The 21,443-nt window shown below is 67.1% G+C and carries 17 protein-coding genes; 12 read left to right on the top strand and 5 right to left on the bottom strand.

Features of this window, described 5'->3' with window-relative positions; genetic code table 11:
* Positions 1–135: 135 nt before the first annotated feature.
* Positions 136–1,662, bottom strand: a complete 1,527-nt coding sequence (pdxR, locus tag ABIC51_RS08365; RefSeq protein WP_175861089.1) for a MocR-like pyridoxine biosynthesis transcription factor PdxR — start codon at positions 1,660–1,662, stop codon at positions 136–138.
* A 270-nt stretch (positions 1,663–1,932) separates the two neighbouring features.
* Between pdxR and ABIC51_RS08360 the strand changes: the two genes are divergently transcribed.
* Positions 1,933–2,274 (top strand): GNAT family N-acetyltransferase, encoded by a 342-nt coding sequence (locus tag ABIC51_RS08360; protein ID WP_226128909.1) that lies wholly within the window; start codon positions 1,933–1,935, stop codon positions 2,272–2,274.
* A 59-nt stretch (positions 2,275–2,333) separates the two neighbouring features.
* Positions 2,334–3,788 carry a phosphonoacetaldehyde dehydrogenase gene (phnY, locus tag ABIC51_RS08355; RefSeq protein WP_057056469.1) on the top strand — a complete coding sequence of 485 codons (1,455 nt, stop codon included), beginning with the start codon at positions 2,334–2,336 and terminating at the stop codon, positions 3,786–3,788.
* A 45-nt stretch (positions 3,789–3,833) separates the two neighbouring features.
* On the opposite strand, the gene ABIC51_RS08350 is transcribed toward phnY, so the two are convergent.
* Positions 3,834–6,068, bottom strand: a complete 2,235-nt coding sequence (locus ABIC51_RS08350) for a TonB-dependent receptor (protein WP_226128907.1) — start codon at positions 6,066–6,068, stop codon at positions 3,834–3,836.
* Between the two features lie 322 nt (positions 6,069–6,390).
* Between ABIC51_RS08350 and ABIC51_RS08345 the strand changes: the two genes are divergently transcribed.
* Entirely contained in the window at positions 6,391–7,455 is a 1,065-nt protein-coding gene (locus tag ABIC51_RS08345; protein WP_027791263.1) for an asparaginase, read from the top strand.
* A 101-nt stretch (positions 7,456–7,556) separates the two neighbouring features.
* On the opposite strand, the gene ABIC51_RS08340 is transcribed toward ABIC51_RS08345, so the two are convergent.
* The gene (locus tag ABIC51_RS08340) at positions 7,557–8,531 is read right to left on the bottom strand and encodes a LysR family transcriptional regulator (RefSeq protein ID WP_027791264.1); all 975 of its coding nucleotides are present in this window, start codon (positions 8,529–8,531) and stop codon (positions 7,557–7,559) included.
* A 141-nt stretch (positions 8,532–8,672) separates the two neighbouring features.
* Between ABIC51_RS08340 and ABIC51_RS08335 the strand changes: the two genes are divergently transcribed.
* Both ABIC51_RS08335 and ABIC51_RS08330 read left to right on the top strand, forming a co-directional pair.
* Positions 8,673–10,079 carry an aspartate ammonia-lyase gene (locus ABIC51_RS08335; RefSeq protein WP_027791265.1) on the top strand — a complete coding sequence of 469 codons (1,407 nt, stop codon included), beginning with the start codon at positions 8,673–8,675 and terminating at the stop codon, positions 10,077–10,079.
* 106 nt (positions 10,080–10,185) lie between these two features.
* Positions 10,186–11,697, top strand: coding sequence for an amino acid permease (locus ABIC51_RS08330; protein ID WP_060372317.1), 1,512 nt, complete (start codon positions 10,186–10,188; stop codon positions 11,695–11,697).
* A gap of 36 nt (positions 11,698–11,733) precedes the next feature.
* Here ABIC51_RS08330 and ABIC51_RS08325 read toward each other — a convergent pair whose 3' ends face one another.
* Entirely contained in the window at positions 11,734–12,417 is a 684-nt protein-coding gene (locus ABIC51_RS08325; protein WP_354006406.1) for an alpha/beta hydrolase, read from the bottom strand.
* 272 nt (positions 12,418–12,689) lie between these two features.
* Here ABIC51_RS08325 and ABIC51_RS08320 point away from each other — a divergent pair, with 272 nt between their 5' ends.
* The 7 genes from ABIC51_RS08320 (at position 12,690) to ABIC51_RS08290 (ending at position 20,269) form a co-directional block, all read left to right on the top strand.
* Positions 12,690–12,998: a DUF485 domain-containing protein gene (locus ABIC51_RS08320; protein WP_027791268.1), complete on the top strand. Its 309-nt coding sequence runs from the start codon at positions 12,690–12,692 to the stop codon at positions 12,996–12,998.
* Entirely contained in the window at positions 12,995–14,725 is a 1,731-nt protein-coding gene (locus ABIC51_RS08315) for a cation acetate symporter (protein WP_059696531.1), read from the top strand. The genes ABIC51_RS08320 and ABIC51_RS08315 overlap by 4 nt, the downstream gene beginning before the upstream one ends.
* 449 nt (positions 14,726–15,174) lie before the next feature.
* A complete protein-coding gene (locus ABIC51_RS08310) occupies positions 15,175–17,547 on the top strand; it encodes an ATP-binding protein (RefSeq protein ID WP_027791270.1) in 2,373 nt (790 codons plus the stop codon).
* A gap of 10 nt (positions 17,548–17,557) precedes the next feature.
* The gene (locus ABIC51_RS08305) at positions 17,558–18,298 is read left to right on the top strand and encodes a methyl-accepting chemotaxis protein (RefSeq protein ID WP_404841821.1); all 741 of its coding nucleotides are present in this window, start codon (positions 17,558–17,560) and stop codon (positions 18,296–18,298) included.
* Positions 18,295–18,876: a hypothetical protein gene (locus tag ABIC51_RS08300; protein ID WP_027791272.1), complete on the top strand. Its 582-nt coding sequence runs from the start codon at positions 18,295–18,297 to the stop codon at positions 18,874–18,876. Before ABIC51_RS08305 ends, ABIC51_RS08300 begins: the two co-directional genes overlap by 4 nt.
* 32 nt (positions 18,877–18,908) lie before the next feature.
* Positions 18,909–19,868: a chemotaxis protein CheX gene (locus tag ABIC51_RS08295; protein ID WP_354006405.1), complete on the top strand. Its 960-nt coding sequence runs from the start codon at positions 18,909–18,911 to the stop codon at positions 19,866–19,868.
* Between the two features lie 35 nt (positions 19,869–19,903).
* On the top strand, positions 19,904–20,269 hold the full coding sequence (locus tag ABIC51_RS08290) for a response regulator (protein ID WP_027791274.1): 366 nt from the start codon (positions 19,904–19,906) through the stop codon (positions 20,267–20,269).
* 236 nt (positions 20,270–20,505) lie between these two features.
* On the opposite strand, the gene ABIC51_RS08285 is transcribed toward ABIC51_RS08290, so the two are convergent.
* On the bottom strand, positions 20,506–21,387 hold the full coding sequence (locus tag ABIC51_RS08285) for a LysR family transcriptional regulator (protein ID WP_027791275.1): 882 nt from the start codon (positions 21,385–21,387) through the stop codon (positions 20,506–20,508).
* Positions 21,388–21,443 lie beyond the last annotated feature (56 nt).

Here is a 21,443-nt window from a genome sequence, read left to right as displayed (position 1 = left end):
TACGGGAGCGACGCGCGCGAAACCGGCGGCATGCTTCCCGTGCAACGAAAGTCGGGATCGTTTCCGGATACGTGATTGTGCACGAGAGGCGAGGGCGGTCACGCAATCGGTGGCGCGACGCCCTTCCGCATCCGGTCAGGCGCCCGGCTTCTGCGCCCGCACGCACTGCGCCAGCGCCCGTACACCAGGCTCGATCCGCTCGAGCGGAATCGCGGAGAACCCCATCCGGAAGCAGCGTCGCGCGTCGCCCGTATCGTCCATGAAGAACACGTTCCCCGGCTCGATGAGGATGCCGGCCGCCTGCGCGTCGGTTGCGAGGCGCGTGGCATCGAGCCACGGCGGCCCCTCGACCCAGCACGACGCACCGCCCGTCACACGCACATGACGCGCTTCCGGCAGATGCGCGTCGAGCGCGGCCATCAGCGCCTGCGAGCGCTCGCTGTACGCATGCGCGAGCCGGCGCAGCAGCGCGTCGTGATGACCGAGCGCGAGAAAGGTCGCGAACGCACGCTGGATATACGCGACCGGATGGCGCACCATCAGCCGCCGCAGCGCGCGCAACTCGCGGATCAGCTCGCGCGGCCCGACCACGTAGCCGAGCCGTAGCCCCGGCGCGAACGTCTTCGACAGGCTGCCGACGTAGATCACGCGGTCGGCCGTGTCGAGGCTCTTCAATGCCGGATGCGGCGTGCCGGAGAACGTGTTCTCGCTCTCGTAGTCGTCCTCGATGATCACGAAATCGTGCTGCCGCGCGCAATCGAGCAGCGCGCGGCGGCGTTCGACCGGCATCGTCGCGGTGGTCGGGCACTGGTGGCTCGGCGTCACGTACACGTAGTCGCAGCGCGCCAGCGTATCGGCGAGCGCATCGGGCGCGATCCCGTGGCCGTCGACGGGCAGCGGCAGCAGCCGCGCGTTGCGGTTCTCGAAGATGTTGCGCGCGTCGGGATAGCCGGGATTCTCGAAGCCGACCGTCGTGTGCTTGCCGCACAGCAGGTCCGCGATCAGGTACAGCGCCTGCTGGCAGCCGTTCGTGACGACGATCTCGTCGGGCATCGCGAACACGCCGCGCCGCGGCAGCACGCGCGTGCGGATCTGCTGGATCAGCGATTCGTCGTCGCGCTCGATCAGGTCGGGCGCCCAGTTGCGGATCTCCATCACCGACAGCGCCTTCAGGCAGCATTCGCGCCAGTCGTTGGTCGGAAACAGCGACTGGTCGAATTGCCCGTAGATGAACGGAAATTCGTAGTGCTGCCAGTTCGCGGGCTTCACGATGTTGCGCTGCCTCGACGGCGGATGCGCGATGCGCTTTTCCCACGCAGGGCGGCCCGGCGTGTCGCCGTCGCCGTCCGGTTTCTCGCCGGGCTTGGCCGCCGCGAAGCCGGGCACGCCCTCGAGCATCTTCGGGTTCACGAAGTGCCCGCTGCGTTCGCGCGAGATCAGGTAGCCCTCCTCGACGAGCATCTGGTACGCGAGCACGACGGTGTTGCGCGCGACGCCGAGCTGGTCGGCGAGCTCGCGGCTCGACGGCAGCGCGGCATCGGGGGCGAGCTGGCCGTCGAGGATCGCGGCCACGAGCATCCGCCGGATCTGGTCCTGCAGGCTCGACGCCGACGACCGCCGGAACTGCTGGGCCCATAGGGCGGTCGGGGTACGACTCGGCATGCTTCCTCCTGTGATCGGTACGGGAAACGCGAGGCGGTGCGCGCCGGGGTGCGCGTGGCCCGCGAGAGGCGCGGTTTCGCGAGAATACGCGCGTCGCGCCGCGGATGTGGACTCAATGAAAGGTGTCGTCTGGCACTACTGCGCGCCGACGTGGCAAGACGATACTCAACTCGTCGCCCCTGGACGATCCGGATAACTCCCCGGTACGCGGGCGCGGGAGGGCGTGCGCGCATCGCGTTCGCCCGCATCGTGATGCGAAGGGAGGAGGCCATGCATGTCGTCGTGTTCAGGGATCGCTGCGAGCGCGTGATCCGCATCGTGTTCGACGACACGCGCGCGACGGCGGTCGCGTATCGCGACGACGAGGCGATCGGCGAACTCGGCATCGACGACGGCGGCGGCGGTGCCGCGCGATCGCCGTCGCTTGCGCGGCTGTACGTGGAACCCGCCTATCGACGCAGCGGCATCGCGCATACGCTGCTGGCGTGTGCGTCGCGCGAATACGGACGGCCGATCCGCATCGACACCGGCGCGCGCGAGTGGCCCGATTCGCCGGCATGGGCGACGTTGTGCCGCTGCCTCGAATACGAAGGGCTGGTCGTGGTGCAGTAGGGCGCGCCGCGACACCCGGTAGCGTGGCCACGATCACGCATCACGACAACGGAGACGACATGAGCACGGTCCTGAAGCCGATTCCCGCATCCGACGTGCGGCACGAAGCGTTGCGCATCGACGGGCAGCGCGTGTGGCGCGACGCGGTGATCGAAGTGCGCAACCCGTACGACGGCGCACTGGTCGGCACCGTGCCGAAGGCGACGCTCGACGACGTGCGGCGCGCGTTCGCGGCCGCGCGTGCATACCGGCCGGCGCTCACGCGCCACGATCGCGCGGCGATCCTGCGCCGCGCGGCCGACATCGTGCGTGCGCGCACGGCGGAGATCGCGGCGCTGATCACGGCCGAGGCCGGGTTGTGCATCAAGGATTCGACATACGAGGCGGGCCGCGTGGCCGACGTGCTGACGTTCGGTGCCGGCGAAGTGCTGAAGGACGACGGGCAGATCTTCTCGTGCGACCTGACCCCGCACGGCAAGAAGCGCCGCGTGTACACGCAGCGCGATCCGCTGCTCGGCGTGATTTCGGCGATCACGCCGTTCAACCACCCGATGAACCAGGTCGCGCACAAGATCGTGCCGTCGATCGCGACCAACAACCGGATCGTCGTGAAGCCGTCCGAGAAGGTGCCGCTGTCGTGCTACCTGTTCGCGGACATCCTGTACGAAGCGGGCCTGCCGCCGCAGATGCTGCAGGTGCTCACCGGCGACCCGAAGGAAATCGCCGACGAGCTGATCACGAACCCGGCGATCGACCTCATCACGTTCACGGGCGGCGTGTCGATCGGCAAGTCGATCGCGGCGCGGATGGGCTACCGGCGCGCGGTGCTCGAACTCGGCGGCAACGATCCGATCATCGTGATGGAAGACGCCGATCTCGACGAAGCGAGCACGCTCGCGGTGTCGGGTTCGTACAGGAACTCGGGGCAGCGCTGCACCGCGATCAAGCGGATGCTCGTGCACGAGTCGGTGGCCGATCGCTTCACCGGGCTGGTCGTCGAAAAAACGCGCGCGTGGTCGTACGGCAATCCGGCCGATCCGTCGGTGGACATGGGCACGGTGATCGACGAAGCGGCCGCGAAGTTCTGCGAGCGGCAGGTGAACGACGCGATCGCGCGCGGGGCGCGGCTGCTGGTCGGCAACGTGCGCGACGGCGCGCTGTATTCGCCGACGGTGATCGATCGCGTGACGCCCGACATGCCGCTCGTGAAATACGAAACCTTCGGGCCCGTGTCGCCGATCATGCGTTTCCGCGACATCGACGAAGCGATCCGGATGTCGAACAGCACCGACTATGCGCTGTCGTCGTCGGTGTGCACGAACCGCTTCGATCACATCACGCGCTTCATCACCGAGCTGGAAGTCGGCAGCGTGAACGTGCGCGAAGTGCCGGGCTACCGGCTCGAGCTGACGCCGTTCGGCGGCGTGAAGGATTCGGGGCTGGGATACAAGGAAGGCGTGCAGGAAGCGATGAAGAGCTTCACGAACGTGAAGACGTATTCGCTGCCGTGGTGAGCGCGGCGAGGAGGGGCGTACCATGCCCTCCCGCCGCCAACCGCGTTACTGATAGAAGTTGAGCGTGACCATTGCCGAACGGCCCGGCGCCCAGGTCGCGTAGATCGGGTACGCGCTCGCGTAATACTTCTTGTCGAACAGGTTCTGCACGTTCAGCTGGACGTCCATCGTCTTGTTCACGCGCCAGGTTGCGGCCGCGTCGAAGCGCGCGTAGCCGGGCGTCCATTTCTTCGTCGTCGCGGACACCGACGCATAGGTCTGGCTCATCACCGTCGCACCGGCGCCGAGCGTGAGCTTCGGCATCACGTCGTAGCTCGTCCACAGCGTGAAGTTGTGCTTCGGCACCATCACCATCGGCAGGCCCGATGCGCCCGGGCTGCCGGGGCCCGCGTCGGTCGTGATCGCGTTCAGGTACGAGTAGCCGCCGAACACGTGCCACTTCGGCGTCATGTTGCCCGCGAAGCCGAATTCGAAACCGCGCACGCGCTGCTTGCCCGCGTTGACCGTGTGACCGAGGCCGTCGCTCACGCGCGCGTTGGTCTTCTCGGTCTGGAACAGCGCCGACGTCAGCGACAGTTGATCCCGCAGCACGTCCCACTTCGCGCCGACCTCGATGTTGCGCGAGCGCTCCGGCGCGAGGTCCTGGTTCGTCGCGGTGATCTGGTCGGTGCCGCCGCCGAGGCCGCCGTTCGACCCCGGCGGGTTCGACGACGTGCCGTACGACGCATACAGGCTCACGTTGCTCACCGGCTTGAACACGAGGCCGAACTGGTAGCTGAACAGGTTCGACGTGTTCGACAGGTCGGCGACGCCGGCCTGCTTGCCGGTCGTGTCGTAGCGGTCGAAGCGCAGCCCCGTGTTGAACTGCCAGCGCTCGGACAGCTTCACGGTATCGAAGATGTACGCCGACACGGTGTCGGTGCGCGTGTTCGTCGTCGCGCCGGGGAAGCCCTTGTCGCCGTTCAGCACGATGCTGCCGGTCCACGGCATGTTCGGGTTCCAGCCGCCCGCGAGCGGCGTGCAGTTGCCGGCCACCGAGCACGGGCCGCCCGAGCGGATGTTGTGGCCGGCCGAATCCGACACGAGGTAGCCCTCGTAGCGCGCCTGTTCATGGCTGAACTCGACGCCGGCCGTCATCGTGTGCTTCATGCCGAACAGGCTCGCGCTGCCGGTCACCTCGGTCTGGTTCGAGAAGCCGTTGAGCGCGTACTTGCCGCTCTTCGCCTGCAGGCTCAGCATGTTCGGGTTCGATGCGAGGATCTGCGGGTTCGTCGCGACGTAATCGAGCGTCGAGCGGCCGAACATCGTCGTGTTCTTCAGCTTCCAGTCGTCGTTGAGCTTGTGCTCGACGCGCACTTCTGCGGTGTCGGTCTGCCCGTAGCGGTAGTCGCGCGTGTTCAACCCGAAGAACTGCCCGCGATCGGTCGGCACCGGCGTGCCGCCCGACGCGCGGAACGGCACGCTGAAGTCCGGCATGTCGTACGAGTTCATGTGGTAGTAGCTGACCGTGACCGTGGTCGGCGTGTTCAGCCCGAACACGATCGACGGCGCGACACCCCAGCGCTTGTTGTACACGTCGTTGCGGCCGGCCTGGTTCGCGTCGTGACCCATCACGTTCAGGCGCACGGCCGTCGTGTCGTTGATCTTGCGGTTCGCGTCGACCGTCGCGCGCTTGTAGCCGTCGGTGCCGAAGCCGATGCTGCTGTTGATGAAGTCGTCGTTCTTCGGCGTCTTCGTGACGATGTCGATGCTGCCGCCCACCGAGCCGCGGCCCGCATAGACCGAATCGGGGCCCTTGATCACGCTGATCTGCTCGACCGCGAACGTTTCGCGGTTCTGCAGCCCCGAGTCGCGCATCCCGTCGACGAAGATCGAGTTGCGCGATTCGAAGCCGCGGATCACCGGGCGGTCGGCCGACGGGTTCGCGGCCGCATCGCCGCCGAGGAACGTGATGCCCGGTACCGAGCGCAGCGCGTCCGCGAACGACGTGACGTTCTTTTCCTTGATCAGTTGCTCGGGGATCACCGTGACCGAGCGCGGCGTATCGAGCAGCGCCGCGGTGAACTTGTACGACGGCGATTGCTTCACCTGCATGTCCGACGGCGCGGACGACTGGATCGTGATCGTCGGCAGCGTCGCCTGCACGTCGGTGGACGGGGCCGGCCGGTCGGCGGCGGGGGGCGGTGCCGTTTCGGCGGAGGCGAGCAGCGGGGTCAGGAAAACGGAGCAGGTCAGCGCCGACACGAGGGCGCGAGGCCTCGTCTTGAACTGGGCGGGCATATCGAGAGGCAGCAGAAGGTTCGGTGAGCAGGCGCGTTTTCTCGATGCAGGCCGGGCAGTGCGGAACATCGGAAAACGTCAATGTAAATGCGTATGATTCGCGTTTGCGGTCGCAATTGTACGGATTGGTACTAATTCTGTAAACGATTGAATGGTTTTTGTACTAATTCGGTCAGGTCTTCGTGGGGGCGCGATCGCCTTTGCGTCATATGCAACACCGCTTTCCATGGCCGGGCCGGCGCGTGGCGCGGCGACTCGCTACACTGCCGTACCGGTTGGAAGGGCCCCGGCAAGCAGGCCCCGAGCATGGAGACAACATAAGATGGACACCCAACGCGCAGCAGTCGTCACGTACCGCGGCAAGGCGATCGAGAACACGCACGTCGCCGATGTGGCGGTGGTCGATGCACGCGGCAGGCTGCTGGCCCGGTTCGGCAATCCGTTCCGGATGACGCTCGCGCGGTCGGCGGCGAAGCCGGCCCAGGCGCTGTCGGTGATCGAGACGGGCGCGCCCGAGCGCTTCGGCTTCGACGATGCGGACATCGCGCTGATGTGCGCGTCGCACAGCAGCGAGGACCGGCATATCGAACGCACGCGCGCGATGCTCGCAAAAGTCGCCGCGCACGAATCGGACTTGCGTTGCGGCGGCCATCCGCCGTTGTCCGACGCGGTGTACCGCGCGTGGATCAAGCGCGACTACACGCCGACCGGCGTATGCAGCAACTGTTCGGGCAAGCATGTCGGGATGCTGGCCGGCGCGCAGGCGATCGGCGCCGCGATCGCCGATTACCATCTGCCCGAGCATCCGATGCAGGTGCGCGTGAAACAGGTGATGGCCGATGCGTGCGGGCTGCGCGAGGACGAAGTGGGCTGGGCGATCGACGGGTGCAACCTGCCGACGCCGGCGTTTCCGCTGGACCGGCTGGCGCGCCTGTACGCATCGCTGGCCGACGGGGCGGATACGGTGGAGGCGGGCGGTGACGCAATCAGCGATCGCGTGCGCGCGCTGGCGCGCATTCATCGTGCGATGACCGCGTATCCGGAACTGGTGGCCGGCGACGGGCGCTATTGCACGGTGCTGATGAAAGCGTTCGACGGGCAGGTGGTCGGCAAGCTCGGCGCCGATGCGTGCTACGGGATCGGCGTGCGTGCGTCGGCGCGCACGCGGCAGCTGGGCGCCGATGGCGCGCTCGGCATCTCGGTGAAGATCGAGGACGGCAATCTCGACGTGCTCTACATGGTCGTCAGCGAACTCCTCGAGCGGCTGCAGATCGGCACGGCCGGGCAGCGCGCGCAACTGGCCGCTTTCCATCGGCCGCCGATGCGCAACACGCAGGGCGTCGAGATCGGGCACGCCACGTTCCCGTTCGAATTGCAGCCGGCCTGACCGGCGCGGATGCGCCGCTGCCGCCGGCCCGCGAGCCGGGCCGAGCGCGGCGGCGGGCACATGCCTGCCGGCCGGCGCGGGCGTGAACGCAGGCGCGGGCGCTACGTGCGCGCGCCGCGAATCTTCCCCAGCTCCAGCGCCGACAGCTCGCCGATGTGCGCGAGGTGTTCCGCGAGAAAGTCCTTCAGGACGCGCAGCTTCGCCGAGCTGCGCCGGTTCGCCAGATACGCGATGTAGATGTATTCGCCCGTCAGCCGGTTCAGCAGCCGGTAGCGCGGCAGCACGGCTTCGAGCCGCCCGCTCGCGAGCAGGTCGCGCACCAGCCAGATCTCGAACTCCGCGATGCCGAGCCCCGCGCAGGTCGCTTCGAGCAGCAGCTCCGAATGGTCGGTGACGAGGTTGCCGGCCGGCAGCAGGCTGTGATGCGCGTCGCCGTTCACGAGCTCCCAGCGCGGATCGCCTTCGGGGTGCACGTAGCGCAGGCAGTTGTGTTGCTTGAGGTCGTCCGGCGTGGACGGGCGCCCGCAGCGGTCGAGATAGCCGGGCGTTGCGCACAGGATGCTGTCGTTGCGCGACAGGCGGTGGACGACGAGGTTGTCCAGGTAGTTCTCGCCTTCGTGAATGTCGAGGTCGAAGCCGCCGGCCACGAGGTCGTTGTGGTTGTCGGTGAGCCGCACGTCGAGCTGGATCGTCGGGTAGCGCGCGAGAAACGGCGCGACCAGCGGGGCGAGATGGCGGCGGCCGAACGCAACCGGCGCGGTGAGCTTCAGCGGGCCGCTCGGCTGCGCATTCAGCTCGGCGACGACACGCAGCGTGTCGTCGAGATCGGCGATCAGCGTGACGGCGCGTTCCAGGTAGATGTGGCCGGCCTCGGTCAGCGTGACGCTGTGCGTTGAGCGGTGCAGCAGCGCGACGCCGAGTGCCTCCTCGATCGCCGTGACCTTGCGTGCGACCGTCGACGTCGACACGTGCATCTCCTTCGCGACCGCCGAAAAACTCCCCGTTTCGACCACTCTCACGAACGCGCGCATCGCGCCCATGTGATCGATGCCGGTTTCTCTCGCGCCTTTTTTCATTCGATTCTCGCTGTTGCGTCCCACGCAAAACCGCTTTCGATAATACATAAGCGAGCTTGTTTTTGCAAAGGCATAGAATGCGAACCCGTCGCGTCGGGAAGCGGCGAACGGCGAGCGGTACGAGACATCCAGGAGGGCACGATGACAGAAAACGGCTTCCGCGTCGAAGCGGATCTTTTAGGCAAACGAAGTATTCCGGACGACGCGTATTACGGCGTCCATACGCTGCGCGCGAAAGAGAACTTCGACATTTCGGGCCGCACCATCGCGTCGCTGCCGTACCTCGTGATGGCGCTCGCCGCCGTGAAGGAGGCCGCGGCCGACGCGAACTGCGAGCTCGGGCTGCTGCCGCGACCGTACCGCGATGCGATCGCCGCCGCGTGCGTCGAGATTCGCGAAGGGCGCCTGCACGACCAGTTCGTCGTCGACGTGATCCAGGGCGGGGCCGGCACGTCGACCAACATGAACGCGAACGAGGTGATCTGCAACCGCGCGCTCGAACTCATGGGGCACGCGCGCGGGCAGTACGAATACCTGCATCCGAACGAACACGTCAATCTCGCGCAGAGCACCAACGACGTCTATCCGACCGCGATCCGCGTCGCGACCTGCTTCGCGCTCGAGCACCTGCTCGAAGCGATGGCGCGCCTGCGCGATGCGTTCGCGGAGCGGGCCGACGCGTTCGCCGGCCTGCTGAAGCTCGGCCGCACGCAATTGCAGGACGCGGTGCCGATGACGCTCGGCCAGGAATTCTCGACCTACGCGGTGATGCTGACGGAAGACATTGCACGCCTGCAGGAAGCCGGCTGGCTGATTCGCGAGATCAACCTCGGCGCGACCGCGATCGGCACGGGCATCACCGCGCATCCGCAATACGCGGAGAAGGCGCTGGCGGCGCTGCGGCGCATTACCGGGCTCGACCTGAGCACCGCGCCGAACCTGATCGAGGCGACCCAGGATTGCGGCGCGTTCGTGCAGGTCTCGGGCGTGCTCAAGCGGATCGCCGTGAAGCTGTCGAAGATCTGCAACGACCTGCGGCTGCTGTCGAGCGGCCCGCGCGCGGGGTTCGGCGAGATCAACCTGCCGCCGGTACAGGCCGGCTCGTCGATCATGCCCGGCAAGGTGAATCCGGTGATCCCGGAAGTCGTCAACCAGGTCGCGTTCGAGGTGTTCGGCAACGACTTGACCGTGACCTTCGCCGCCGAGGCCGGGCAGCTTCAGCTCAACGCGTTCGAGCCGGTGATCGCCAGCGCGCTGTTCCGCAGCTTCAGCCACCTGACGGCCGCCTGCACGACGCTGGCGCAGCGCTGCGTGAGCGGGATCACCGCGAACCCCGAGCGGCTGCGGGAGACGATGGAGCGCTCGGTCGCGCTCGCGACCGCGCTGAATCCGTACATCGGCTACAAGCGCGCGACCGCCGTGGCGGCCGAAGCGCACGCGACCGGCAAGTCGATTCGCGAGGTCGTTCTCGAACGCCAGTGGATGACCGATGCGCAGGTCGACGAAGCGCTTCAGCCCGAAGCGCTGATCCGGCCGCGCGTGCTTTGACGCCGGCTGAAGGCCGCCGGCGCGCGCGTTGAGCGCCCGGCGGGCCGTCATTTCATCAGCGCCCCCGCGCGGGGCGCGACACATCAAGAAACTACGGAGACTCACGATGAACCACAGCAGCGAGCGCCCGGCCGGTCCGGCCGGCGGCGCGGATTCCCGTCATGCCGACCCCGACGCGATGTTCGCGTCGCACGAAGCAGGTTACGCGAAGCAGTTGAAGCCGCGGCACGTGCAGATGATCGCGATGGGCGGTGCGATCGGCACCGGCCTCTTTCTCGGTGCGGGTGGACGCCTGCAGAGCGCGGGGCCCGCGCTCGCGCTCGTGTATCTCGTCTGCGGCGTGTTCGCCTTCCTGATCATGCGCGCGCTCGGCGAGCTGGTGATGCACCGGCCGACCAGCGGCAGCTTCGTGTCGTACGCGCGGGAGTTCATGGGCGAGCGCGCATCGTTCGTCGCGGGCTGGATGTACTACCTGAACTGGGCGACGACCGGCATCGTCGACATCACGGCGGTCGCGATCTACATGAAGTACTGGGCCGTGTTCACGGACGTGCCGCAGTGGGTGTTCGCGCTCGGTGCGCTCGGGATCGTGTCGGTGATGAACATGATCGGCGTGAAGGTGTTCGGCGAGATGGAGTTCTGGTTCTCGCTCGTCAAGGTGGGGACGCTCGCGGTGTTCCTCGCGGTCGGCGCGGTGTTTCTCGCGAGCGGCCATCCGGTCGCCGGGCAGATGCCGGGGCTTCACCTGGTCGCGGATCACGGCGGGATCTTTCCGCACGGCCTCCTGCCGGCCGTGCTGATCGTGCAGGGTGTCGTGTTCGCGTACGCGAGCATCGAGCTCGTCGGCGTCGCGGCGGGCGAGACGGCCGATGCGCGCAAGGTTCTGCCGAAAGCCATCAACAGCGTGATGTGGCGTATTGCGCTGTTCTATGTCGGCTCCGTCGTGCTGTTGACGATGCTGCTGCCGTGGACGGCATACAGCTCGCACGAAAGCCCGTTCGTGACGTTCTTCAGCAAGCTCGGCGTGCCGTACGTCGGCACCGTGATGAACGTCGTGGTGCTGACCGCCGCGCTGTCGAGCCTGAACTCCGGCCTCTATTCGACCGGGCGCGTGCTGCGCTCGCTGGCGATGGGCGGATCGGCGCCGCGCTTCGTGTCGCGGATGAACGCGCGCGGCGTGCCGTACGGCGGGATCCTGATCACGGTCGCGATCAACGCGATCGGCGTGCCGTTGAACTACATCGTGCCGGCGCAGGCGTTCGAGATCGTGCTGAACATGGCGTCGCTCGGGATCATCACGACGTGGGGCTTCATCGTCATGTGCCAGATCCTGTTCCGCCGCGCGGTCGATCGCGGCGAGCTGAAGGCGGTGTCGTTCCGGATGCCCGGCGCGCCGTTCACGTCGTGGCTCACGCTCGCCTTCCTCGTCGGCGTGCTGGTGCTGATGGCGTTCGACTATCCGGGCGGCACGTGGACCATCGCGATGATTCCGGTCGTCGTGCTCGCACTCGTGGTGGGCTGGAAGCTGGCGAAGCGCGGTGCCGCGCGAGAACAGGCGGCGAATGCGCGTACGTCCGTCGCCGCGGGTGCCGTCGCCGATCCGGCGCGGGGCGCCTGACGGTATACGCCGGTCGCGCCCGGCGCGCCGGTACGGTCAGTTCAAGCCGGCGCGTTCGCCGACCCATCGGCCGAAATCGCCGGCCATCTCCGCGGTCAGTTCGTGGCCGGCATCATACAGCCGCGTGTCGTGCGCGACACCGAGCGCCGTGAGTTTCGCGTCGGCGGTGTCGGCCCACGCGACGGGCAGCTTGTCGTCGAAGCGGCCGTGCACGATCAGCGCATGGAGCGGGCGAAGCGCATCGCGCGGCGCGATCAGCGGATCGATTTCGGGCAGGATGCGCCCGCACAGCACCGCGAAGGCGGCGACATCATTCGGCGACGTGAGGCCGACGCCCGCGCTCATGATGCCGCCCTGGCTGAAGCCGGCGATCACGGTCGGCAATGCGGCGCCCGCGCCGTCGCGGGCGCGGAATGCACGCAGCAGCGTGATCAGCTGAATGCGGCTTTCGTCCGCGCGGGCCGCGTCGATTTCGGGGCCGTTCTGGCCGAAGCGCACCGGAAACCATGCATGCTGGCCGGGCCCGAACGTGAGCGGGCCGCGCAGGAACGCGATCTCGATCCGGGGATCGATGATGCCGGCCAGGTTCAGCAGGTTGGTTTCGTTGCCGCCGACGCCATGCAGCAGCAACAGGCGGGCAACGGGGCGGCCGGCGGCAGGGCGCAGCCGGTATGGGAGGCCCGACTCGGGATCGGTGGTCAGCGGCAGGACGTCGGTCATTGCGTGAATCCGGAAAGGGAACGATGCGACAGTCTAGAGCGTACGGGCGGGCGGGTGAATCGTCGGCGAGCGATTGATTGTTTCCTGGGAGGAATGAATTCGACGCATCGAGCCTGCCGCTCATGCGCAGGCGATGCCGCCGCCACGCCCGAACCCGCTAGGGAAAACCATAGTGCCCGGAATGCCGCGCGCGCAAGATCGAGTAAGCGCGCAGTCAGCTTCGCTATTCAGAATCGCCGAACTCATTCAAAAAGCAAACCAGGAGACAGGCGATGCATGATGGGTTGGTGAAAAAAATCGAAGCGCATCCGAAGTACGCGCTGCTCAAGCGACGGCGCAATACGCTCGGTGTCTTTCTGACCGCGCTGATGCTGATCGTCTACTACGGCTACATCGCGCTGATCGCGTTCGACAAGTCGTTTCTCGCGAAGCCCGTGAGCACCGGCGTGACGAGTGTCGGCGTGCCGATCGGCATGGCGGTGATCGTGTTCACCGTCGTCATCACCGGCATCTACGTGCGCCGCGCGAACAACGAATACGACCAACTGACGCAGGACATCCTGCAGGACGTCGCCCGATGAAGAAGACACTTTCGACGATGCTGGTCGCGCTGCTGGCCGCGAGCGCGTGCGGCGTGGCCGTCGCGGGCGGCGGCGATGTCGGGCAGACCGCCAAGCAGGCGACCAACACCACGGCCATCGTCCTGTTCGCGCTGTTCGTGGCAGGGACGCTGTGGATCACCAAGTGGGCGGCTTCCCGCACGCGTTCCGCGGCGGATTTCTATACGGCCGGCGGCGGCATTACCGGGTTTCAGAACGGGCTGGCCATTTCGGGCGACTACATGTCGGCCGCTTCCTTCCTCGGCATTTCCGCCGCGGTGATGACCTCGGGTTACGACGGCCTGATCTATTCGATCGGCTTTCTGGTCGGCTGGCCGGTCATCACGTTCCTGATGGCCGAGCGGCTGCGCAACCTCGGCAAGTTCACTTTCGCCGACGTCGCGGGCTACCGCTTCGAGCAGGGGCCGATCCGCAGTTTCGCTGCAATCGGCACGCTGGTGGTGGTGGCGTTCTACCTGATCGCGCAGATGGTGGGCGCGGGGCAGCTCATCAAGCTGCTGTTCGGTCTCGACTACTGGGTGGCCGTCGTGATCGTGGGCGCGCTGATGATGGTCTACGTGCTGTTCGGCGGCATGACCGCGACCACCTGGGTGCAGATCATCAAGGCGTGCCTGCTGCTCGCGGGCGTGACGTTCATGGCGATCATGGTGCTCGCGCAGTACGGCTTCAGCCCGGAGGCGTTGTTCGCCCACGCCGTGGAGGTCAAGACCGCGATTGCCGCGAATGCCGGCAAATCGACGGACGACGCGACCCGTATCGGGCTGTCCGTCATGTCGCCGGGCGGGTTCATCAAGGATCCGGTCTCGGCCATCTCGTTCGGCATGGCGCTGATGTTCGGCACCGCCGGCCTGCCGCACATCCTGATGCGCTTCTTCACGGTGCCGGATGCGAAGGAAGCGCGCAAGTCGGTGTTCTGGGCCACCACCTGGATCGGCTATTTCTACGTGCTGATCTTCATCATCGGCTTCGGCGCGATCACGCTGGTGCTGACCAATCCGGAACTGTCCGACGTGGCCAAGGGCGTGATCAAGGGCGGCGCGGGCACGGCCAACATGGCCGCGGTGCTGGTGGCCAAGACGGTGGGCGGCGACGTGTTCTACGGCTTCATCTCGGCCGTGGCCTTCGCGACGATCCTGGCGGTGGTCGCCGGGCTCACGCTGTCCGGCGCCTCCGCGGTGTCGCACGATCTCTATGCGACCGTCTTCAAGAACGGCAAGGCCGACAGTGCCGACGAGCTGAAGGTGTCGCGCATCACGACGCTGGTGCTCGGCGTGATCGCCGTGCTGCTGGGCATCGCGTTCGAGAAGCAGAACGTCGCGTTCATGGTGTCGCTGGCCTTTGCCGTGGCGGCGTCGGCCAACTTCCCGGTGCTGTTCCTGTCGATGATGTGGAAGGGATGCACCACGCGCGGCGCGGTCATCGGCGGGTTCCTGGGGCTGGTCTCGTCGGTGGGGCTGACCATCGTGTCGCCGTCGGTGTGGGAGGCAACGCTCGGTTATCCGAAGGGTTCGGCCTGGTTCCCGTACACGTCGCCCGCGCTGTTCTCGATGACCATCGGCTTCGTGGGCGTGTGGCTGTTCTCGGTGCTTGACTCGAGCGCGCGCGCACGGTCGGAGAAGGGCGCGTTCGCCGCGCAGCAGGTGCGCTCGGAAACGGGCCTGGGGGCGACCCGCGCCAGCAGCCACTGACCGGCCGCCGGTCACGCCCGCCCCGGGGCCGACGATGCCGTTCATCGCATCGTCGGCCGCGGGGCGGGCGGTATCGTTTTCAGCCGTCCGTCCAATGATTCACCGGCAATAAAAAATCGCGCATTCGACCGGATTCGCCGATAATTCGCAAACGTTTTGCGAAAGTCATATAACGGTTAATTCGCGGATCGAATAAATAAAAAAATATCCGTATCCCGGATTTCCGGTCGCGCACAGGCGCCGCCAGAAGCCTTGAGGCAGAAAGTTAACGGCAGATCCCGGCAATACTTTAGGGTTCTTTCGCCACAATTATTCATTGCATTTTTATCAATGAACGATTGATTTCCGGTCATCGGAGCGTCATACACCATCCCCGATAATTCGGCGCTCACATTCTTTCAATAGACCAAACGGCGATCGAAGCCGGATCGCTGCGGGGAGCTGTACTCATGACCATCCGTCATCGCATTACGCTGCTAGTCGTCCTGACGTTCTTCGCGCTGTCCGCGATCGGCATCTATGCCGTGTACCAGACGCGCAAGAGCGCGTCGGAGGTGCGTCAGGTCACCCAGGGCATCGTGCCGAGCGCGCTCGCGTCGGCCGATCTCGTCGCCGATGTGAAGAACATCCAGATCGCGACGATGACGCTCGTCTACGCGCCCGACGCGAATACCGCCGCCCAGGCGCGCGACGAGCTGAAGGCGAAGCAGGCCGCGCTGCGCGCCGCACTCGACGTGCAGGCGAAGTCGGCGGTCGGCCAGGCGCAGGTCGGGCTCGTGTCGCAGGCGAAGGACAGCGCCGCGAACTATTTCGCGGCGATCGACGACACCGTGAAGATGAAGGCCGACGGCAAGCCCGAGATGGCGCAGGCGTACCTGTTCGCGAACGTCGCGCAGTATCGCGACGAACTCGAAAGCATCGTCGACACGCTGCGCGTCGAGAAGAACCGCCAGAAGGACGTCGCGATCAGCGCGCTGAACGGGATGCTCTCGACGACGGCAACCGCGATCGCGGGCGTCGCCGGCACGGTGATCGTGCTGCTGACCGCGCTCGGCTTGCTGCTGTATCGCCAGATCACGCGCCCGCTGATCGGGATGCAGACGGCGATGAGCGAAATCGCGGCGAGCCAGGATTTCACGCGCCGCGTGCCGGTGGGCCGCATGGACGAAATCGGCCATTCGATCGTCGCGTTCAACGGGATGATCGAGAAGATCCAGGAGAACGCCGCGCAGCTCAAGCAGAAGACGGCGGACATCCAGGCGATGCTGCAGAACATGCAGCAGGGGATCCTGACCGTCGTCGAAGGCGGCGTCGTGCATGCCGAGTATTCGGCGTACCTCGAGACCATCTTCGAGACGAGCGACATCGCCGGCCGCGACCTGATGGCGCTCGTGTTCGACGATTCGGCGATCGGCGCCGACGCGCGTTCGCAGGTCGACGCGGCCGTGCATGCGTGCCTCGGCGAAGACAGCATGAACTTCGAGTTCAACGAGCACCTGCTGGTGAATGAAGTCGCGAAGCGGATGCCGGACGGCCGCGAGAAGTGGCTCGACCTGAGCTGGTCGGCGATCACCGACGAGACCGACACGGTGGTGCGCCTGATGCTGTGCGTGCGCGACGTGACCGAGATCCGCGAGCTGACCGCGCAGGCCGGCGAGCAGCAGCGCCGCCTCGAGATGATCGGCGAGATCCTGTCGATCAGCCAGGACAAGTTCCACGACTTCGTGCACAGCGCGAAGGGTTTCCTCAGCGAGAACGAGCGGATGATCCGCCAGCACGAGCGCGCCGATCACTCGATCGTCGCGGCGCTGTTCCGCAACATGCACACGATCAAGGGCAATGCACGCACGTACAGCCTCCAGCACCTGACGAACATCGTCCACGAAGCGGAGCAGGCGTACGACTCGCTGCGCCGCGCGGACGGCGGCCCCGAGTGGAACCGCGACGCGCTGATGGACGACCTGGCGCGCGTGCGCGAGGCCGTCGAGCACTACGCGACGATCAACGCGGTCACGCTGGGCCGCAGCGGTGACGCGGTGCAGGGCGGCGCCGACTTCCTGATGGTCGAGCGCGCGCACATCAGCGAGAGCCTGCGCGTGCTCGACGGCGCCGATCCGGCGAACGCGGCCGACTGGCACGCGGCACGCGATGCCGTACGCCGCATGCTGAGCCAGCTCGGCACGCAGGGGATCGGCGATGCGCTCGGCGGCGTGATCGAGTCGCTGCCGTCGCTCGCGGCCGAACTCGGCAAGCCGGCGCCCGTCGTGCATATCGACAGCCATGGCCAGCGCGTGCGCAGCGAAATCGTCGCGACGCTGAAGAACGTGTTCATGCACCTGCTGCGCAACGCGATCGACCACGGGATCGAATCGTCCGACGAGCGGCGCGCGGCCGGCAAGGCGGCATCCGGCACGATCGACATCGCGGTCGGCGTGGGCGGCGGCGAGCTGTGGTTCGTGCTGAGCGACGACGGCCGCGGCCTCGCGCTCGACCGGATTCGCGGCATCGCGCGCGAGCGTGGCTGGATCGACGCCGACCACGACGCGGCGCTGTCCGACGACGCGGTGGCCGAGCTGATCTTCCGCCCCGGCTTCTCGACCGCGAGTGCCGTGACCGAAGTGTCGGGGCGCGGCGTCGGCATGGACGCGGTGCGCAACTTCCTGAAGCGCGACGGTGGCGATATCGCGCTGCGCTTCACCGACGATCGTGTCGGCGCGCCGTACCGTGCATTCGAAACGATCGTGTCGTTGCCGGCCCGCTTCGCGGCCGACGGTGCCGCGCACGAGCGCGCGCGCAGCGCGGACGTCGGCGTTGTGGAGTGACGAAGTGATCGTGCAGGCGTGGATGATCCAGATGGCCGCCGCGCTGGCGGGCGGCGCAGTCGTCGCAATCGTGGCGGCGATCGCATTTCGCGTGATGCGCAAGCGGCTCGTCGCGGCGCTGGAGCGCGATGCGCATGCGTTGCGCGGTGCGCTCGACGCGGCCGGCGAGCGTGCCGAACAGGCGGCGTCCGCGCACGCGGAGGCGGCCGACGCATGGGCGCAACGCGAGGCGCAGCTCGAGGATGCGCTGGCACGCGAGACTTCCGCGGCCGGCACGCAGCGCGACGCGCTGCAGGCCATGTCGGCCGATCGCACCGCGCTGGCGCAGCACGCGCAGAAGATCGCCGACGAAGCCGCGCGCCTGCGCGGGCTCGCCGGCACCTTCGAGCGCTGGCACGAGCAGATGATCTCGCTGACCACGCAGAACCAGGACATGCGCACGAAGAACCAGGAGCTGTCGGCGATCGTCGCGCACGTATCGATCGTGTCGCTGAACGCGTCGATCGAGGCGGCGCGTGCCGGCACGGCCGGGCGCGGCTTCTCGATCGTCGCGAGCGAGGTGCGCGGGCTGGCCGCGCGCTCGCAGCAACTGTCGAACAGCTATCGCGACAGCCTGAACCGTAACGATCTCGTGACGGCCGCGACGTTCCAGGACATCCAGGCCGGCGGCAAGATGATCACGGCCGCGCTGGCGACCGTCGAGGCGCTGGCCGGGCAACTGCATGCGCGGATCGACGGAGGCGCGGCGTGATCAGCGCGCAGGCGAAAGCCGGTTTCGAGCGGATTTTCTTCGATGCGGCGCGCACGCGGCTCGCATCCGGCGGTGCGTGCGACATCCGGCCGTCCGCCGGCGCGGCGCATGACGGGCACGATCGCGCGCACGCGAAGTCGCGCGCAAAGCCGACGGTGCCCGAGCACGTCGCGGCGCTGACGATCTCGGCGCTGCATTTCCGCCTGCTGCTCGCGCTGCGCTTCAGCGACGACGACGCGACGCGCCGCCGTTTCGCCGGCGCGACAGCGGGCACCGGCAGCCAGCGGCCGCTGCCCGAAGCGTTCATGGAAGTCGCGAACCTGTGCTGCGGCGCGATCAACCAGGCGCTGACCGCACCGTTTCCCGACCTGGGGATGTCGACGCCTTATCTGCTGAGCGGATCGAGCATCGATTACCTGGGCGCGCTATCGCCCGATCACGTGGCCGCTTACGACCTGACGCTCGACGGCGGCGTGCGGGTCGGCGCGACGCTGTGCGTATGCGCGAACGCGCCGGTCGATTTCCATGTGCCTGACACGGCCGTGATGGAAAGCGGCGGCGAGCTCGAACTGTTCTGACCGACCCCGACCGACCATTAGGAAACCTTGAGATGACCGTAGACCAACCCGTCAGCAAGGTGCTCGTGCTGGACGACAGTCGCGCGCACGCCGACGCGATCAAGCGTTTCTGCGACGAGCACAACCTGGTCGGCCTGACCGTGCGGCGCAACCGGCTGCTGAAGGTGCTGCGCTCGAACATCGACCTCGGCGCGATCCTGCTGGCCGAGGATTACGGCGGCTCGCCGGCCGAGAGCGCGATCATCGCGACGCAGATCGATGCGCTGCGCCCCGAGCTGCCGATCATCCTGCGCCGCGACGCGCACGCGTCGCGCGACGAGTTGCCGGAGGCGCTCGCGCGCGTTGCGTGCGCGGCCTACGTCGCGGACGACATGACGCCGCTCAAGCGCGCGATCGACGAATACCTGTTCGGCCGCGATTACCCGAACGCGCTCGTGCGCGGCATCTCGGAGATCACCGAGGCACGCCTCGACGGCCTGTTCCCGGGCATGACGATCGAGCACGAAACGCCGTGCATCGTGCGCGACCAGATCATCTTCGGCGAAGTGTTCAGCCTGATCGCACTCGAAAGTGCGTGGTGCCGCGGCTACATGCTGCTGCAGACGAGCGAGCAGCCGCTGCTCGACATGCTCGGCGGCACGCGCGACGCCGGCCGCGCGCCGGATTTCCGCGACGTGAACAGCGTGCTCGGCGAGCTCACCAATCTCGTGTGGGGCGCGTTCAAGAACCGCTATCTCGGCGACGCCGAGGCACTGGCGCGCCATCCGGTGCAGGTGCCGCTCGTCGTCAATCACAAGCAGAAGTTCATCTCGTTCGGCGGCGACTGCCCGCAGCTCTGCTTCAAGTACCGGATGACCGACCCGGCATCGGGGCGCGCCGTCTGCATCGACCAGCGCTTCGTGTTCAGCCTGAGCTGGTCGCCGGAGGATTTCCGCGAATCGGTGCAGGACGTGGGGCCGATGGTCGAATCGGGTGAACTCGAACTGTTTTGAATGTTGAAGTCGCAACAAGGAAAGGGGAATACAGCATGGCAAAGATTCTGGTGGTCGACGATTCGGGCACGGTGCGCGACGAGGTCGCGGGTTTCCTGCGCAATCACGGGCTCGACGTCGCGACGGCCGTCGACGGCAAGGACGGGCTCGCGAAGCTCAAGGCGACGCCCGGCGTGCGCCTCGTGATCAGCGACGTGAACATGCCGAACATGGACGGTCTGACAATGGTCGAGAAGATCCGCGGCGAACTGGCGAATTCGACGGTCAACGTCGTGATGCTGACGACCGAAAGCAGCCCGGCGATGAAGGAGCGCGGCAAGGCCGCCGGCGTGAAGGGATGGATCGTGAAGCCGTTCAAGGGCGACGCGGTGCTCGAGGCGTTGAAGAAGCTCGCGGGCTGACGCGCGTCGGCGACGTCAGCTTGCAGGACGGTGCGACGGTCGAGGTCCGCTCCGCACCGCAGACGCCCGCGATGACTGCGCGGATGAATACGTTCGGCGCGATCCGGGGCGGTGTGCTGGCCATTGGTGCCATGGGTGCCGTCTTTTCCTCGGTGGCGTCGGGCATCTGTGGCCGGGCGGGCGCGGGTGGCGCAGCGGGCGGCTCCCGGTCGCGCGCTGAAGCGGTCCCCCGTTCGTTACCGGGCGTCCGGCGCGGCGCTCGCGAATTCGTCGACGACGGCTTCGATCACCGCCTGCACGCGTGCGGTCTTGTAGAGATCGGCATGCGCGACGAGCCACACGTCGAAATGATTGCATCGTCGGGGCATGAGGCGCACCAGTTCCGGCTCGGCTTCGGCGCGGAAGCACGGCAGCTCCGCAATGCCGAGCCCCGCAAGCGCGGCCTCGACCAGCATCATCGTCGACGATGTCTGGAACATCACGCGGCCGCGCGACGTCGGTTCGCCGCACAGGGCGTCCCACATCGTCGGCACCACCGGCTGCTGGTACATCACCAGGTCGTGTCCTTCGAACGCACTGCCTGCGACCGGTTCGCCACGCTCGGCCAGGTAGCGGCGCGATGCGTAGATGCCCGTTTCGAGATGCCCGAGCCGCCTGACGATCAGGTCCGGTGATTCCGGCCGCAACGTGCGAATCGCGAGATCCGCTTCGCGGCGCGTGAGATTGGCGATTTCGGCCGATGTCACGCACACGACGTCGATGCCGGCGTGCCTGCGCCGCAAGCTGGCGATGGCGGGAATCACGAAACGCTTGCCGAGCGAGTCGGTCGTGGCGATGCGCACCGACCCGGCAAGCTGTTCGTCGAGCCCCATCACGCGTCGCTCGATGGTGAGCGATGCCCGTTCCATCGTTTCGGCGGGTTCGAGCAGCGCTTCGCCCGCGGTCGTCAGCACATAGAGGGTCGGGGTTCGGAGAAACAGGCGGGCCGAGAGTTCGTCTTCGAGCGCGGCGATCCGACGCCCCACCGTCGCCTGATCGACGTTCAGTTGCGCCGCGGCGCCGCGAAGCGTGCCGGTGCGCGCAAGGGCCAGGAAGAAGCGGGCGTTGTCCCAGTTCATACGGGTCGGCAGTGTCATCGGGCAGGGCGGCGGCGGGGAGTGGAGATGCATATCTG

The sequence above is a fragment of the Burkholderia sp. 572 genome (assembly GCF_040545135.1).
GTDB classification, from domain to species: Bacteria; Pseudomonadota; Gammaproteobacteria; order Burkholderiales; family Burkholderiaceae; genus Burkholderia; species Burkholderia cepacia.
This window is presented reverse-complemented; position numbering and strand designations above follow the sequence as displayed.

What these genes read in the sequence shown, in the direction of transcription:
- ABIC51_RS08360 (WP_226128909.1), top strand. Translation starts at nt 1,933, where the DNA reads ATGCATGTCGTCGTGTTCAGGGATCGCTGCGAGCGCGTGATCCGCATC.
- ABIC51_RS08320 (WP_027791268.1), top strand. Translation starts at nt 12,690, where the DNA reads ATGCATGATGGGTTGGTGAAAAAAATCGAAGCGCATCCGAAGTACGCG.
- ABIC51_RS08285 (WP_027791275.1), bottom strand. Translation starts at nt 21,387, where the DNA reads ATGAACTGGGACAACGCCCGCTTCTTCCTGGCCCTTGCGCGCACCGGC.
- ABIC51_RS08315 (WP_059696531.1), top strand. Translation starts at nt 12,995, where the DNA reads ATGAAGAAGACACTTTCGACGATGCTGGTCGCGCTGCTGGCCGCGAGC.
- phnY (WP_057056469.1), top strand. Translation starts at nt 2,334, where the DNA reads ATGAGCACGGTCCTGAAGCCGATTCCCGCATCCGACGTGCGGCACGAA.
- ABIC51_RS08290 (WP_027791274.1), top strand. Translation starts at nt 19,904, where the DNA reads ATGGCAAAGATTCTGGTGGTCGACGATTCGGGCACGGTGCGCGACGAG.
- ABIC51_RS08295 (WP_354006405.1), top strand. Translation starts at nt 18,909, where the DNA reads ATGACCGTAGACCAACCCGTCAGCAAGGTGCTCGTGCTGGACGACAGT.
- ABIC51_RS08325 (WP_354006406.1), bottom strand. Translation starts at nt 12,417, where the DNA reads ATGACCGACGTCCTGCCGCTGACCACCGATCCCGAGTCGGGCCTCCCA.
- pdxR (WP_175861089.1), bottom strand. Translation starts at nt 1,662, where the DNA reads ATGCCGAGTCGTACCCCGACCGCCCTATGGGCCCAGCAGTTCCGGCGG.
- ABIC51_RS08310 (WP_027791270.1), top strand. Translation starts at nt 15,175, where the DNA reads ATGACCATCCGTCATCGCATTACGCTGCTAGTCGTCCTGACGTTCTTC.
- ABIC51_RS08340 (WP_027791264.1), bottom strand. Translation starts at nt 8,531, where the DNA reads ATGAAAAAAGGCGCGAGAGAAACCGGCATCGATCACATGGGCGCGATG.
- ABIC51_RS08330 (WP_060372317.1), top strand. Translation starts at nt 10,186, where the DNA reads ATGAACCACAGCAGCGAGCGCCCGGCCGGTCCGGCCGGCGGCGCGGAT.
- ABIC51_RS08335 (WP_027791265.1), top strand. Translation starts at nt 8,673, where the DNA reads ATGACAGAAAACGGCTTCCGCGTCGAAGCGGATCTTTTAGGCAAACGA.
- ABIC51_RS08345 (WP_027791263.1), top strand. Translation starts at nt 6,391, where the DNA reads ATGGACACCCAACGCGCAGCAGTCGTCACGTACCGCGGCAAGGCGATC.
- ABIC51_RS08350 (WP_226128907.1), bottom strand. Translation starts at nt 6,068, where the DNA reads ATGCCCGCCCAGTTCAAGACGAGGCCTCGCGCCCTCGTGTCGGCGCTG.